Genomic DNA, 13,692 nt, shown 5'->3' on the forward strand with positions numbered 1-13,692 from the left:
AATTGCAACTATTTCGTGAAAATAAGAGTAATAGTTGAAAGGGGATTACATAATGCCGACTCAAGAACAATTAAAAAAATATGCCGCACTTGCGGTACGTACAGGAATTAACCTGCAAGCCGGTCAGCAACTCGAAATTCGGGCGGGGATTGAAAATGCACCGCTAGTCCGTGAAATCACACGTGTTGCCTACGAAGTGGGCGCTTCGAATGTCTACGTCCAGTGGTCAGATGATGAAATGACGAAAATCCGTTACTTCGACGCACCGGAAGATTCATTTGATGCGTTCCCGGATTGGCTGAAAGCCCGGTTTGATCAGTTGGCAGAAGAAAAAACAGCTTTCCTGTCCGTTGTCAGTGAAGATCCTGACCTATTGAACGGCGTCGAATCCAGCCGGATTGCCCGGGCGAATAAAGCTGCAGGGGTGGCGTTGGCGAATTGGCGTAAGTTCGTCATGAGTGATAACGTCAGCTGGTGCGTCATTGCCGCGCCGTCAGATGCCTGGGCGGCAAAGGTATTCCCGGACTCGGAACACGCTGTAGAAGACCTGTGGGAAGCTATCTTGAAGGCGACACGTGTCGATCAGGACAATCCGGTCGCGGCGTGGGAGCAACATGATGCGAACCTGCGGACGAAAGCAACCTTCCTGACAGAAAAGAAATACAACAAGTTGCATTATTCAGCACCCGGAACGGAACTGACGATTGAACTGCCGGAGCGTCACGTCTGGTTAGGTGGCGGCGGACCAAACGCGGATGGTGTTGACTTCATCGCCAATCTGCCGACGGAAGAAGTATTTACGTTACCGAAGAAAACAGGCGTCAACGGTTATGTTTCGAGCACGAAACCGCTCAGCTACAGCGGGAATCTGATTGATGAATTCACATTATGGTTTGAAGACGGAAAAATCGTCAAAGCCGAGGCAAAACAGGGGCAGGCAGCGCTTGATGAACTCATCTCATTGGATGAAGGCGCCCGTTATCTCGGAGAAGTGGCCCTCGTACCTCACCACTCACCGATTTCAGATTCGGGTATCTTGTTCTACAATACGTTATTTGACGAAAATGCTTCGTGTCACTTGGCAATCGGTCGTGCGTATTCAACATGTCTCGAAAACGGTCCGAGTTTATCAAATGAAGAATTGGCGGCACAAGGCGCAAACGATTCAATGACACACGTCGATTTCATGATCGGTTCAGGTCAGATGTCGATTGACGGTGAGTTGTCTGACGGGACACGCGAACCATTGATGCGTGACGGAAACTGGGCAATCTAATGCAGGAATTTTGACGGAAAGAAAAACAAGGGAGCACCCGGGCAGAATTAACATGCCGCGGTGCTCCCTTGTTTAGTTCGATGGGATGAACAGGAATCAAGCTTCTTCGCCGATGATTTTTACTTCCGGCTCCAGTAAGATACCGAACTTTTCCTGGACGGTTTCCTGAACGTGGCGGATGAGCGAGATGTAGTCGGTCGCTGTGGCATCCTTGATATTGACAATGAAACCAGCGTGTTTTTGTGACACTTCCGCGCCACCGATTCGTGCACCTTGCAAGCCGCTGTCTTGAATCAGTTTACCGGCAAAATATCCTTCCGGACGTTTGAAGACACTCCCGCATGAAGGATACTCGAGAGGTTGTTTCGTCTCACGTTTATGCGTCAGATCGTCCATCATTTCCTTGATTAAAGCAGGGTCGCCTTCTGTTAATGAAAAACGTCCTTCGAGAATGATGTACTCTTTTTTCGAAAAACAGCTTGTCCGGTACCCGAGCTCAAGTTCTTCGTGTGAGATGTTTAACAGCTCACCTTTACGTGTCAAGACCGTTGCACTGTGGAGGCAGTCTTTTACTTCTCCGCCATAGGCACCGGCATTCATGATGAGTGCGCCGCCAATCGTTCCCGGGATACCGCAGGCAAACTCAAGACCGCTTAAGGCGTGGTCGTAGGCGATACGTGAAGCCTGGATGATGGCCGCACCGCTCTGCGCGATCAGTTCATGTCCTTCAACCGAAATATCCGTTAATTTTTCAAAGGATAAAACGATGCCGCGGATACCGCCGTCGCGGACAACGAGATTCGAACCGTTTCCAAGCATCGTCAACGGGAGGTCATGTTCATAGGCATACCGGACAGCGAATGCAGTTTCTTCGTATGTCGACGGGATGAGGAATAAATCTGCCAGTCCACCCATCTTGGTGTACGTATGGTTTTTTAAGGGTTCATTAATTAAAACAGCTTCTTTTGCAATACCTTCATATAATCCAGCTAATAATTGCTCAGTCATCATGTCTCAGTCCTTTTTCATAAATTCCATTCAGCCAAAAAACGCTCAAAATATATTTTACACTAATTCCGTGATTGATGTTTAGCATACTGTTCCCAAAATACAGAGTTGACAGATAAAAAGCAAGCTGTTCGTGAAGAATGTAATCGAATCAACATGTAGATGTTGTTTTCTTTTTATAAAAAATGAGCGGATTGTGAATGAATAAAAGTAAAAAAGGGAAAATTAAAGAAACGACTGTCATCCGGAAAGAGGGGATTTAAATGGAAAGTGAACGACTGGAAATGCGACCGTTCGTAGAAGAGGATTTTACGTTTTATAAAACCCTTGTTCAAAATGAGCAGGTCATGCGTTACATCAACGGCGGTGTCGTCTTAGACGAGGATAAGGCGCGGAGTTGGTTTGAGCGTCAACTGGATCGCTACAAGGATGAGCGGCAAACCGGATTTTTATTGTTAATCAAAAAAGAGACGAATGAACCGATTGGATTTGCCGGACTGCTTTTACAAACAGTCGATGGAATCGAGGAACTCGAAGTCGGCTACTGGTTGACGCCGATTCATTGGAAAGTGGGATATGGCCGGGAAGCAGCCAAACGACTGATGCGCGAAGCATTCGAGCGGGGACATGACCGTCTCATTTCCATCATTCATCCGGAAAATCATTCTTCGCAAAATGTTGCGCGGGCGAATGGGTTACAATGGGAAAAAGACACGTTGTTCAACGGAATTCCGGTCGTTATCTATTCCTGCCGGTTGTCCCGATTGTTCAGAGGTTGAATTTAGAAGCCAAGAGGAGCGAATCAGGTATGTATCAGACAAAGTGGATGGGGTTCAATGAGTTGGATAATACAAGCTTGTATCAATTATTGAAATTAAGAACAGATATATTTGTCGTGGAGCAGAATTGTCCGTACCCGGAACTCGATAACCGTGATCAAGATGCCCTGCATGGTCTCGCATATGACGGCGAACGTTTGATTGGTTGCCTGCGCATTTTGCCGAGGAAGTCGTCAGGCGCCGTTGCAATCGGTCGGGTAGCGGTCCAAACGGATTACCGGTCAAACGGCGTAGCAAGAAAACTGTTGAACGAAGCGATTACTCACATCGAGAAGCAAGGGGAATCATTGATTGATCTCCAGGCTCAGGCACATTTGAAACGGTTTTACGGTTCCTTTGGTTTTAAAGAAACGTCCGATGTCTATTTAGAGGACGGAATTCCTCATCTAGACATGCAAATGAACTTGAGGGAAGATTCAAAAAGACTTCAGGAATAGGACGGACGAACCGATGAAGAAAGCAGGAAGAACTTTGTCTGGAGGTGAGTCAGTCATTGAAAAAAGTACTGGTCATTCTCGCGTTAAGTTTGATTGGCGTATTGTCGTTTGCTGTCGGAATTTCCTACGCTGAACTTCAAAGTAGTCAACGCAGTGCAGAAGAACAGTTGACGAAGATGTTGCAGACACAGCACAACATCGATAAAACGTCACTACTGGAAGTGAAGGCTTCTTTTTCCATTCAACATCGTCAAGTGATTAAAGTACGTTTGCGCGGTGAACCGGCAATTACTTATGAATTCATTCAGCCTAAACAACAGATTGAATACAGCGGCTCGGTTGGAACCAGTGTTGAAAAAACCGGAAAACAGGATGAAGCATTCCGGAATTCACATCTCCAGTTAAGTAAAAAATAAAAATCTTGGTGCTTCTTTCTCCATAAAGAAGCTGCCAAGATTTTTTTTGAGCCTTTCAAGACGATTCAATATTGCGTACACTACGAAGAGAGACATCATGCAGGGGGACAATAATTTATGAAAAGATTTGTTAAAAACGAAGCCATCGCTCCGGCGCTGAATGCTTTTCTTACACTTGAGAACGAAGCCTTTCAAACATATAATCAATTGCTGACAGCACAGGAGCGGCAAGCTTTGAATTTTGTCGGACGGGCGGTCGCGCTTCAATCGGACAAACATCTCGCGTTAGCTCTTGAGACGAAACAGCCGTTGATTGAGATGGACCGTTTACTGATGAAATTGACGGAAATCGAGCAGGGCGCGCTGCTGTTTCGACAGTTGCTTGCATCCGGTCTCGATCTGAATCAACTTATCACAGTCGAAGGTCACCGGTCGCTTGTCAGACAGCCGTTATCTTTTCCTGTAGGCTTGTATACAGTCTATGACCACGTCTTGTTTCAACTTGCCGTCGATTCGGGGTTGGACCTAAACTACACAACGACATTGCAACGGAGTGACCGTTTTCTTGAAACGGATGAAATCAATACCCTGGACATCGTGTTGTTGTTGACGCATGAGCAGGCACCGGATGAACAGAGTCTTCCGTTGTTTCAACATCCGGCGACAGTCGGTCTGGCAGAACGGCTCCAACGAGCGAAGTTTGAAAGCCTGCAATCCATCATTGAGAACACCCGGTATGTTACAACATTTCGATATGCCAAACATTTTCCGCTTTTTTATGCGATCGTCGGTCGTCAGACGGAACAATTCCCGAAGATGCTAGACGCTGTTTTGATGGAACAAAATCAGGAAGAAATTCTAAAGGATGCCTTATTGGCATTTCATAATCATCAACCGGGTCTTGCAACAAGTATGGGAACGGATTATTACGAAAGTTTATTTGTCATCGGCGACCATTTAAAGCGACAGGCGGGTATCGATTTCAATACGTTGGATGATCAATATATACTCAGCGAATACTCGGAAATCGTTCAACGGTTACGTAGTTAACGAAACCGGTTCACAGGAATAACGGTGCCAATTCGAAAAAATTTGAATATCACAAAAAGTTGTCGGTTGATACAGGCGAAGAGCTTCTTGATGGGTCGAAAAACAATACACTTCAAAAGATAAGATATTTTTCTTATGTAATTTCATTTGGAACGTATCGAGAATCCGGCGCCCGTATCCCTGGTTTTTTAATTGGGGTAAACACGTGATTTCCAAAAGGCGGACGACCTGCTTATGCTGTTCAATCAGAAGGGTTCCAACAACAGTGTTCTTGTCGTAGACGAGGTAGGGCAGGACACCTTGATCGACTAAATAATCGAGATGGATAGCATCATAAGGGAAAAGAAAGTCGGAATAACGGATTGCGTCATTGCGAATCGTCAAGAACAATTGACGGTTGCGCAAGGAAAGTGGTTTAAATTGAACGGAGACGGGTCGGCCACGCGTCAGACCAATCAGCCGAAATTGTTCACAGGACAAAGAGTACCCTAAAGCGTTCCAGGTCGTGATGAATCCAAAGTCGTTCGGCGGTATGATTTGGACATCGATATGACGGGGAGAAAACGAGAGTGCCTGCAAATGGACATGGTGAGCGAGAATTTGAAACGCCTGTAGATCGGTATAGGAAGCATTTAAAAGTTGAACGGTATGTTCGAAAACATGAAATCCGAGAGTTGCCTGGACATGATCTTCATGCCAAATCGTCCATTGCTGGTGTTCGATCGGTGGGTAGGAAAATGATGACGGGGAAGACGGAGTGGTACGGAGTAAGCGATGGACCAAACGCCGTTGTGGATGAGATAATTGGTCGTACGATAAAATGTTCAACACGTGCACGTCCTTTCAGAAAAAATGAAAGCCAGTGCATTTAGTATAACAAAAAATATGGTATTTTAATGTATTAAATTGAAATTAAAGGTAAATAATCAGGTGGTGATGAGATGACGAGACTACTGATGGCGACAGGTCTTTTTTTGATCCTGATCGGTATGAATCCTGTTCACGCACAGGAAATTGAAAAAAAAGAAACGACAGTCCGGCAATCTACCACATACGGCAGTTACGGGACGATGGATGAGATTATCACGGATCAAAAGGAACCGACATATGACGGATTCGACTCTCCAAACGATATGGCTTTTTTATTCGCCTGCATTGCTTTGCTTGCGACAGTTGGATTAGGAATCGTAAATGCGACAGATTAAAGAAAAAGACGATTAGTTCTCGGGACTTGCCGAAGAACGTTTCGTCTTTTTTTGCAGGGATTTCAGCTTAAAAGTGAATATGTTTACGTCGTCCGACCCGTTCAATCCGATCATGTTCATCCTTTAATCCGGCTTGTTCAAGCAAACTAAGATAATACCGGAAGGGCGTCGAACGATGTGAGAAATAAGGAATATACTCCGTAAACAACATCGTTTCAGCACGTTCGAGTTCACGTAAAGCGATCAGCGCATGCAGTTCGGCAAAACGGATTTCTTGATACAAGACCAGCATGTCCGCATCGACACGAACTTTCGCCCGGAGTTTTTTGGCATGCGTGTTTAATAAGGCAACATAAGCCTCCCGTTCACTGACGTCCGTACAATGTGTGAGGACGGCGAGGAAGAGGTCGCTTCGTTCCGTGTCGACATCGATCGGTACCTTGACGGCAGTATAGATGGCGCGTTGCATCCAAGTCTGATCCGATGCGTCCAGTTTGTAATAACCGACCAGTTCTTCGAACAGTTCGACTTGTGTGACCTTAATCAATCGGAAGGGATCGTTACTTAAAAAAAGCGGTTCTTCTCCGGCGGCTGAAGAAAGTAAAAAAAAGAATTCTTCAAAAGCAACCCGTGTTCCGTTTTTTCGACCGATATAATGGCGTAAATGTTTCAGCAGGCGTTTCGCCGCCACGTACCAATTTTTTTGTTCGCGGACGGAGACCAGCTCATTCGGCTCCAAGTACTGTAAATCATATGCGAGTTGAATGAATTGTTCTGTTTGCTCGATCGCCTGTTCGACAGTCGGTTGATCTTGTTCTTTCTGTAATCCTTTATACTTCGCAAACTGGGATAACATCAAATCAAGATCTTTTTCTTCGATGACTTGTTTCGGAAGTTGACGATAGATTTCTACGATGATGTCGCGAAGGGTCGTATCGCCATATTGTTCAAGTAAAAGACGCAGTTTACGAATTCTCATGATCGCCCTCCTTCGACAAAAAAGACACAATAGTAGTTCTATCCTTTTCCCGATTTTTTTAAGAAGTAATCGGCAGTGCATGGAATTCAAAAATGATTGTTTCGGAACACGGGTAGCTAACATTTGCACTTCCAGAAAGGTTTGCCTATCGTTAAGAGAATCATTAACAAAAAGGGAGCGATTATTCATGAATGAAACAATCGAACATTTACTTAACCACCGGTCTATCCGTAAATTCAAGCCTCATCAATTAGATCAAGAGACAGTCGAAACGCTCGTCCGTTCGGCCCAGTCTGCCTCTACGTCTTCTTATCAGCAGGCCTATGCCATCATCGGCGTGGAGGACGAAGCACTGAAACGACAATTGGTCGATGTAGCGAGCGGTCAATCTTACGTCGCTGAGAACAGTTACTTTTTCGTTTTTTGTATCGATTATCATAAACACATCCTGGCAGCGAAAATCGCATCCGGTTCCGTGGACCGGACGGTCGAAACGACGGAAGCCTTGATTGTCGGTGCGGTCGATGCCGGTTTAGCCGCCCAAAATCTAGTCATTGCAGCGGAATCGTTAGGATACGGCACCGTCTATATCGGTTCATTACGAAATGACGCTGCCAAAGTGAGTGAACTGTTGGGCTTGCCGGATCATGTCGTTCCGTTATTTGGAGTCGCAGTCGGTATTCCCGACCAACAGCCGGGGAAAAAACCCCGCCTTCCGATGGATGCGGTCTTCCACCGGAATACGTATACTAATGACGACACGATGCGTGAATTGTTGTCGCAATATGAAGAAGAAACGTCTACGTATTATGGAGAACGAACAGATGGACGCCGGACGGAAGGATGGGTCTATCAGATGGCTGCTTCGATGAGGGAGCCGAAACGGACATATATGCATGACTTTTTACAGGAAAAACACTTAGCCCGAGATTGATACGGAGGTAACCTATGGAAGAATTTCATTCAGGACGTTCCCGTTTAGAGCGCAGACGTCAGGAAGAATTGCGTGAATCAGAGAAGATGGAGCAGGGGAAAGCATCCCGCGAATCCATGGATCAAAATCATGAAAGAGAACAATCTGCCAGTCAACGGTATTTAGATGAGCCGTCGGAAAGAACGCCTGCCCGGAAAGAGGTATCAAGACCATCTGCAAAGCGCTTGCAGGCCGGAGCCGGAATCATCGTGCGTTCAGGAACAAGACTGGCGAGTATGACCTTGAATCGTTTCAGCCAACGTCGTGCTTCAAGGAGCAACAGAACGAAAGAGCCGGTGCGTGAAGCAGAAGCTGAACAGCGGTTGAAAAAACAGCCTGTTCCGAAAAAGAAACGTCGCTTCAAGTCAAAGCTGTTCGGTTTATTATTACTCGTCCTGATTGCAGCCGTTCTTTTTAGTTCACAACCGTTTACGTTTCTTCTGATCGGAAGTGACGCCCGGCCGGGAGAATCATTACGCGGTTCGAGATCAGATTCACTGTCCGTCATGCAATTCGTACCGCTCTCACGGACGATTCAATTGACGTCGATTCCTCGTGATACGTATACGCCGATTGCCTGTGAAAACGGCAAAAAGGATAAGATCACCCATGCCTTTGCATACGGCGGCGAAGATTGTACGAGCAGTGCAGTCAGCGGACTTCTCGATCAAGACATTGACAGTAAAATCGTCATTTCATTTGACAGCTTCATCGGATTGATTGATGAAATCGGAGGAGTCGATTTAGTGTCGACAGGAACGTTCTCGGAACAAGATGCGAGTGGAAAAGCCAATCAGTATTCGTTCCAAAAAGGAAAAGAATATCACATGGATGGGGCAATGGCGTTAGCCTATTCCCGTCACCGTAAAACGGATACAGACGTGGCACGGGCAAACCGACAGTCGGAAGTCATCCAAGCCGTGGCGACACATTTGATGAAACCGACGGGATGGTCGAGTATTCCCGGCGCACACCGGTATATGAAGGAAGAAATGAATCTCGATGTCAGCGTCCGTCAGATGATGACGGCGGGGCTATCGCTCGCGTTGTTCTCGAAACGGGAACACCTTGAAGTCGAAGGTGTCAGTGAGCGGATGAATGGTATTTTCTATGACTTCCCTAAGGAAAAAGAATTGAAGGACTTGCGTGCGAAACTCGACACGACGTTTTATGGGACATTAAAAAACGATTAATTTTTCAAAACGGGTTTGTTCTTTCTCGAACAGTGGAAATTAGTAAAGGTGACTAAACTATCGAGGAGGGACCTATCATATGAAAGTATTAGTTGTAGGTGCATCAGGTACAATCGGAGCTCGTGTCGTCAAGTCGCTCGCTAAAGGTCATCAAGTCACGGTTATCGTCCGCCATCAGCATTTAGTGGAACGATTTGAAAAACTTGGTGTTAAAGCGCACTATGTCGATATCGAAACAGAACTCGAAAAAGTCATCGAACAGGGTGTTTCCGGTCAAGACGCTGTCATTTGTGCAGCGACAGCCGGTGTTGACGGGGAACCGACTGAAATCGAGTTACTGGACCGGACGGTTGCTTTAAAAACGATTGATGCTGCGAAAAAGGCGCGTGTTCGTCATTTCGTCCTCCTCAGTGCCTATGGTGCTGATCGTCCGAACCAATTTAAAAAAGAGATGTATCCGTTCTACGCTGCCAAAAATGCAGCCGAAGAACAGATTGAACATAGTGGACTCACATATACGATCATTTGTCCGGTTAACATCGTTGACGGAGAAGGACGCGGATTGATTGAGGCCGATGAAGACTTGAAGGATGTCAAGGAAGCCACGATTTCCGAAACAGATGTTGCCTCTATCCTCGTCGCTGCCGTCGACAATCGGGCGCTCTTTAATCGCCGACTGGAAGTCAAAGAAGGTAAAACGACATTAAACGAAGCACTTGGCGGAGATGAGGCGGTTGGCAGCGTTAAAGATAACCGTCAGGTCAAAAAACAATTGCCGCGTTATAATTAATAAACGAAACGATGTGAAAATCGTTGACAGGAGTTGGAGAACATCCGACTCCTGTTTTTTTGTACGTCAAATATATTTCATCCGAGCGGAAAAAAAGTCAGCACCAGTCTGCCTTTTTTGTCACAAATCAAGCGGGCGATTCTGCTACACTACATACATAGAGGAGTGACGAGATCAGTGAAAAAATATGTAGTGTATCTGATGGCAGCAATCATCATTTCGGGAATTGCCTATACAAGTTACAGCGCCTATCAGACGAAACAGGACCAACAACAAATGAAAGCAAAACAACAAGCAGAGGGTGGACTTGAAACAGGAATGAAAGCGCCTGACCTCGAAATAGAACAAGACGGTCGAATGATTCATTTGTCTGATTTAACGGATCAGCTCATCGTCATTAATTTTTGGGCAACCTGGTGCCCCCCTTGTCAGCAGGAAATACCGGAATTAAATGCCTTTGCCAAATCGACATCAATCCCGGTGTACGGTATCAACGTGACGACTGCGGAAAGACGGTTGAGTGATGTAAAACAGTTTTTGAAAAAAACACCGATTACGTACTCGGTACTTTATGATACGAAAGGACAATCGGAAAAAACGTATCAGTTAGTGGCGATGCCGGCGACTTACATTATTGATCAAACAGGGACGATTGTCGGAAAACATGTCGGACCCGTTACGCAAGAGATGTTGAAAGAGATGGTGCGGAAGATCGGAGGATAACCGGATGGAATTATATTGTGCGGTATGTACGTATCGTCAAATCATTGAAATCGGTCAGCAGGAAGAGTGGAAAGGATTTCCGTCGGTGTTGACGTATGGGATGGAAAGTTACGCATCAGCATTGCCTTTTTTATTTGTTCCACCGTATCAAGAGCCGCTCGTCAGTCGCCAAAAAATTGATGACCGGATACGGGCCGAGTTGATTCGGACGTACCATGCCCATATTGAGGAGATTGAAGACGGATGGGTACCGCATCAATATGATGTCTTTCAGTGTCCGACCTGTCAGCAAATCTCCACCCGGTTTTGGTGCGCCTTGTTTTTGAAAGGGGCAATCATTGAACCGGTCCATCGCTGTGAACAAGATAATTCTGTTTTGGTTCGACTTTCTTTGGATGAGCTCACCCAAACGCCCTGTCCAAGCTGCGCTGAACAGACGCTCCAGATTCGTTAACAGACAAAAGCCATCTGTCGCAAGAAACGACTATTCGAGACAACGTGTCTGCTAGTCATTTTAAGCGGTCAGATGGCTTTTTAAGTGTCAACCCATTTGCCGAAACGAAAACGTTTGAAAGGAAGACTGGGTAGAGTTAGTTGCATCAATTGAATAATTAGATCCGTCGAATAATATTGTATCACCAAGCCTTGCTTCAGTAGGCAAATAGCGGCGTGGGATGAAACTTGAACCATTCTCCCAGAGAAGAACAGCATATTTGCCATCAAGCCGTTCCAGTGTGCCACGTTTGATCATAATCGAACTCCTCCTACAAAATTACATCGAACGCATCCTTAGGATCAGGTGCAAGTTTCTCTTTTTATAATTCGCTGTAATTTTTTAATCTTATGTTTGGTATATTCCCATTTCCTTTTGAATTTACACATGTTTATTTGTAATTGCTGAATTCTGTACAATATTTGTTAAACAAAGTGAAAAGAAATATATTTTCAAGTAATCTTCAAGAAAAAAACAGAACTGATTGTTCAGTTCTGCTTCAGGAAATCCGTCGATTAAGCTGCCAAATCTTTTGCAGCTTGTTTTGTAGGGCGGGTAAAGGCAAAAACGAAAGTGAAGAAAGGCGACAGTAACAAGAAAAAGGCGAATGGAACATACGCAGTAACTGGGACACCGAGTGTCGAGGCGAAGAACGCACCGGATACACCCCAAGGAATCAACGGATTCACAAGAGTTCCACCGTCTTCGAGAGCCCGTGAGAGAAAACGCGGATCAATCGAACGGTCTTTAAAGATCTGTTTAAACGCTTGACCGGGTAACAGGATAGACAAGTATTGTTCACCGGCCATGAAGTTGACGCCGATTGAAGCGAGTGCAGCCGATGAGATGATGCTGCCGTCCCGTTTTAATTTTGAAACCGTGTTTTCGATAATGACATCGATGACGCCAATTCCACGAAGGACACCACCGAAAGCTAGGGCAAGCATGACAAGTGAAACGGACCACATCATCGACTGGAGACCACCTTTGCTGACGATACTTGCAACCGTGTCATTGGCTGTTTCAATCTTTAATCCGTTTTGGATGACGCTCATCCATTGTCCGATGTTCCAGTTGCCTTGTGTTAATCCAGTCAACAGGAGACCGCTCAGGACGCCGACAATCAGAGTCGGAACGACGGGTGTTTTACGTAATGCAAGAATCATTACGAGTAACGGTGACAGCAGTGTCCATGGTGAGAGATTAAACAGACGCGTCAATTCCTGTTGGGTGGAGCCGATAGTTTGTGAATCAATCGAACCGTCTCCCCGTCCGAAGATAAAGAACAGAATGAACGTGATTGTAATGGCAGGAATTGTTGTGCCCATCATAAAACGAATATGATCAAAGACCGAGACATTGATGATTCCAGGTGCAAAATTTGTTGTATCGGATAAAGGGGACATCTTATCTCCGAAACAGGCACCGCTGATGATGGCACCGGCGGCAAGGGCCGGATTAACACCAAGTGCGACTGCGATTCCCATCAAAGCAACACCGACCGTTCCGATTGTTGTAAAGGAACTCCCGGTAAACGTCGAAACAATCATCGTAATGATTAAAGCACTTGGTGCGAACCATGTTGCAGAAAGTGTTTCCAGTCCGTAGTGTAGGAGTGTCGGAACAGCTCCGCTCATCATCCAGACGGCAATCGTCATACCGACAAGCAACATGATTAAGATCGGTTTGATGGCTTCACGAATTCCGTTAATCATATGTTGTTCCAGTTGTTCATAACGGAAGCCGCGGACAGCGGCATAGGCGACGACAAAAATCAAACTGGATAAGATAGCGAGATGCGGTTCGGCTTTAGCACCGAATATAACGGATAATAAGATAATGATACTAATTCCTAGGACAGCTGCGGATTCACGAAAAGACATACGCATGCTTCCACCTCCTTAAATTCTATGTTGCGTTTATGCTTGTTTGCTTTTACGTACGAAAGTAAAATGAAGAACAGTTGTTATGTTAAAGGATATGAATTCATTCGTCAACTATCTGGATTCCGTTCTAAATGACAGGATAAATAGAAAATGTGACGAAAATTTGTCGTAAACGCTTTCTTTTTCGGCAGAAATCTTGCACAATAGGAAATAAGAGATGGCGATTTTGTGAACAGGAGGAGATACATATGTTTACTGCAATTTTTGTCGTGGTCATTGCATTAATGGGAGCCAGCGTTTACGGGATTGATCACATGGTTGCTCAACGGGCGGAAAAAAGATAATTTCATTTCGGATAAAAAAAGGCTTTAATCAGTCACATCTATTGAGATGTCATTGATCAAAGCCTTTTTTCTATGTTTAA

16 protein-coding genes are annotated in these 13,692 nt (G+C 45.4%); 11 read left to right on the plus strand and 5 right to left on the minus strand.

Annotated elements, in window-relative coordinates; all coding sequences use genetic code 11:
- The first annotated feature begins 52 nt into the window (after nt 1-52).
- Nucleotides 53-1,276 carry an aminopeptidase gene (locus tag EXIG_RS03005; protein WP_012369456.1) on the plus strand — a complete coding sequence of 408 codons (1,224 nt, stop codon included), beginning with the start codon at nt 53-55 and terminating at the stop codon, nt 1,274-1,276.
- Nucleotides 1,277-1,372: 96 nt separating this feature from the next.
- Here the strand turns inward: EXIG_RS03005 and murB are convergent, their stop codons facing one another.
- Nucleotides 1,373-2,287, minus strand: coding sequence for a UDP-N-acetylmuramate dehydrogenase (gene murB, locus EXIG_RS03010; RefSeq protein ID WP_012369457.1), 915 nt, complete (start codon nt 2,285-2,287; stop codon nt 1,373-1,375).
- A gap of 260 nt (nt 2,288-2,547) precedes the next feature.
- On the opposite strand from murB, the gene EXIG_RS03015 reads away from it, so the two are divergent.
- The 4 genes from EXIG_RS03015 (at nt 2,548) to EXIG_RS03030 (ending at nt 5,026) form a co-directional block, all read left to right on the plus strand.
- Entirely contained in the window at nt 2,548-3,063 is a 516-nt protein-coding gene (locus EXIG_RS03015; RefSeq protein WP_012369458.1) for a GNAT family N-acetyltransferase, read from the plus strand.
- 29 nt (nt 3,064-3,092) lie between these two features.
- On the plus strand, nt 3,093-3,560 hold the full coding sequence (locus tag EXIG_RS03020; protein ID WP_012369459.1) for a GNAT family N-acetyltransferase: 468 nt from the start codon (nt 3,093-3,095) through the stop codon (nt 3,558-3,560).
- A gap of 56 nt (nt 3,561-3,616) precedes the next feature.
- Nucleotides 3,617-3,976, plus strand: a complete 360-nt coding sequence (locus EXIG_RS03025) for a hypothetical protein (RefSeq protein WP_012369460.1) — start codon at nt 3,617-3,619, stop codon at nt 3,974-3,976.
- Between the two features lie 117 nt (nt 3,977-4,093).
- Nucleotides 4,094-5,026, plus strand: a complete 933-nt coding sequence (locus tag EXIG_RS03030; protein WP_012369461.1) for a hypothetical protein — start codon at nt 4,094-4,096, stop codon at nt 5,024-5,026.
- On the opposite strand, the gene EXIG_RS03035 is transcribed toward EXIG_RS03030, so the two are convergent.
- Nucleotides 5,015-5,857 carry a GNAT family N-acetyltransferase gene (locus EXIG_RS03035; protein WP_012369462.1) on the minus strand — a complete coding sequence of 281 codons (843 nt, stop codon included), beginning with the start codon at nt 5,855-5,857 and terminating at the stop codon, nt 5,015-5,017. The two genes, EXIG_RS03030 and EXIG_RS03035, sit on opposite strands and share 12 nt — an antisense overlap.
- Nucleotides 5,858-5,967: 110 nt before the next feature.
- Here EXIG_RS03035 and EXIG_RS03040 point away from each other — a divergent pair, with 110 nt between their 5' ends.
- Nucleotides 5,968-6,231 carry a hypothetical protein gene (locus EXIG_RS03040; RefSeq protein ID WP_012369463.1) on the plus strand — a complete coding sequence of 88 codons (264 nt, stop codon included), beginning with the start codon at nt 5,968-5,970 and terminating at the stop codon, nt 6,229-6,231.
- A 67-nt stretch (nt 6,232-6,298) separates the two neighbouring features.
- Here EXIG_RS03040 and EXIG_RS03045 read toward each other — a convergent pair whose 3' ends face one another.
- A complete protein-coding gene (locus EXIG_RS03045; RefSeq protein WP_012369464.1) occupies nt 6,299-7,210 on the minus strand; it encodes a hypothetical protein in 912 nt (303 codons plus the stop codon).
- Nucleotides 7,211-7,397: 187 nt separating this feature from the next.
- Here EXIG_RS03045 and nfsA point away from each other — a divergent pair, with 187 nt between their 5' ends.
- The 5 genes from nfsA to EXIG_RS03070 all read left to right on the plus strand — a co-directional run bounded on the left by nfsA (nt 7,398) and on the right by EXIG_RS03070 (nt 11,343).
- Nucleotides 7,398-8,144 carry an oxygen-insensitive NADPH nitroreductase gene (nfsA, locus tag EXIG_RS03050; RefSeq protein ID WP_012369465.1) on the plus strand — a complete coding sequence of 249 codons (747 nt, stop codon included), beginning with the start codon at nt 7,398-7,400 and terminating at the stop codon, nt 8,142-8,144.
- A gap of 14 nt (nt 8,145-8,158) precedes the next feature.
- Nucleotides 8,159-9,376, plus strand: a complete 1,218-nt coding sequence (locus EXIG_RS03055) for an LCP family protein (protein ID WP_012369466.1) — start codon at nt 8,159-8,161, stop codon at nt 9,374-9,376.
- A gap of 79 nt (nt 9,377-9,455) precedes the next feature.
- Nucleotides 9,456-10,166 carry an SDR family oxidoreductase gene (locus EXIG_RS03060; protein WP_012369467.1) on the plus strand — a complete coding sequence of 237 codons (711 nt, stop codon included), beginning with the start codon at nt 9,456-9,458 and terminating at the stop codon, nt 10,164-10,166.
- A 177-nt stretch (nt 10,167-10,343) separates the two neighbouring features.
- Complete coding sequence (locus EXIG_RS03065) at nt 10,344-10,889, plus strand: TlpA family protein disulfide reductase (protein WP_012369468.1); 546 nt, start codon at nt 10,344-10,346, stop codon at nt 10,887-10,889.
- A gap of 4 nt (nt 10,890-10,893) precedes the next feature.
- The gene (locus tag EXIG_RS03070) at nt 10,894-11,343 is read left to right on the plus strand and encodes a hypothetical protein (RefSeq protein ID WP_012369469.1); all 450 of its coding nucleotides are present in this window, start codon (nt 10,894-10,896) and stop codon (nt 11,341-11,343) included.
- A gap of 87 nt (nt 11,344-11,430) precedes the next feature.
- Here the strand turns inward: EXIG_RS03070 and EXIG_RS03075 are convergent, their stop codons facing one another.
- Together EXIG_RS03075 and nhaC are read right to left on the minus strand one after the other, a co-directional pair.
- Nucleotides 11,431-11,640, minus strand: a complete 210-nt coding sequence (locus EXIG_RS03075) for a DUF3006 domain-containing protein (RefSeq protein ID WP_012369470.1) — start codon at nt 11,638-11,640, stop codon at nt 11,431-11,433.
- Between the two features lie 257 nt (nt 11,641-11,897).
- Nucleotides 11,898-13,271: a Na+/H+ antiporter NhaC gene (gene nhaC, locus EXIG_RS03080; RefSeq protein WP_012369471.1), complete on the minus strand. Its 1,374-nt coding sequence runs from the start codon at nt 13,269-13,271 to the stop codon at nt 11,898-11,900.
- Nucleotides 13,272-13,692 lie beyond the last annotated feature (421 nt).

This window comes from Exiguobacterium artemiae 255-15 (genome assembly GCF_000019905.1).
In the GTDB taxonomy this organism is placed as follows: Bacteria; Bacillota; Bacilli; order Exiguobacteriales; family Exiguobacteriaceae; genus Exiguobacterium_A; species Exiguobacterium_A artemiae.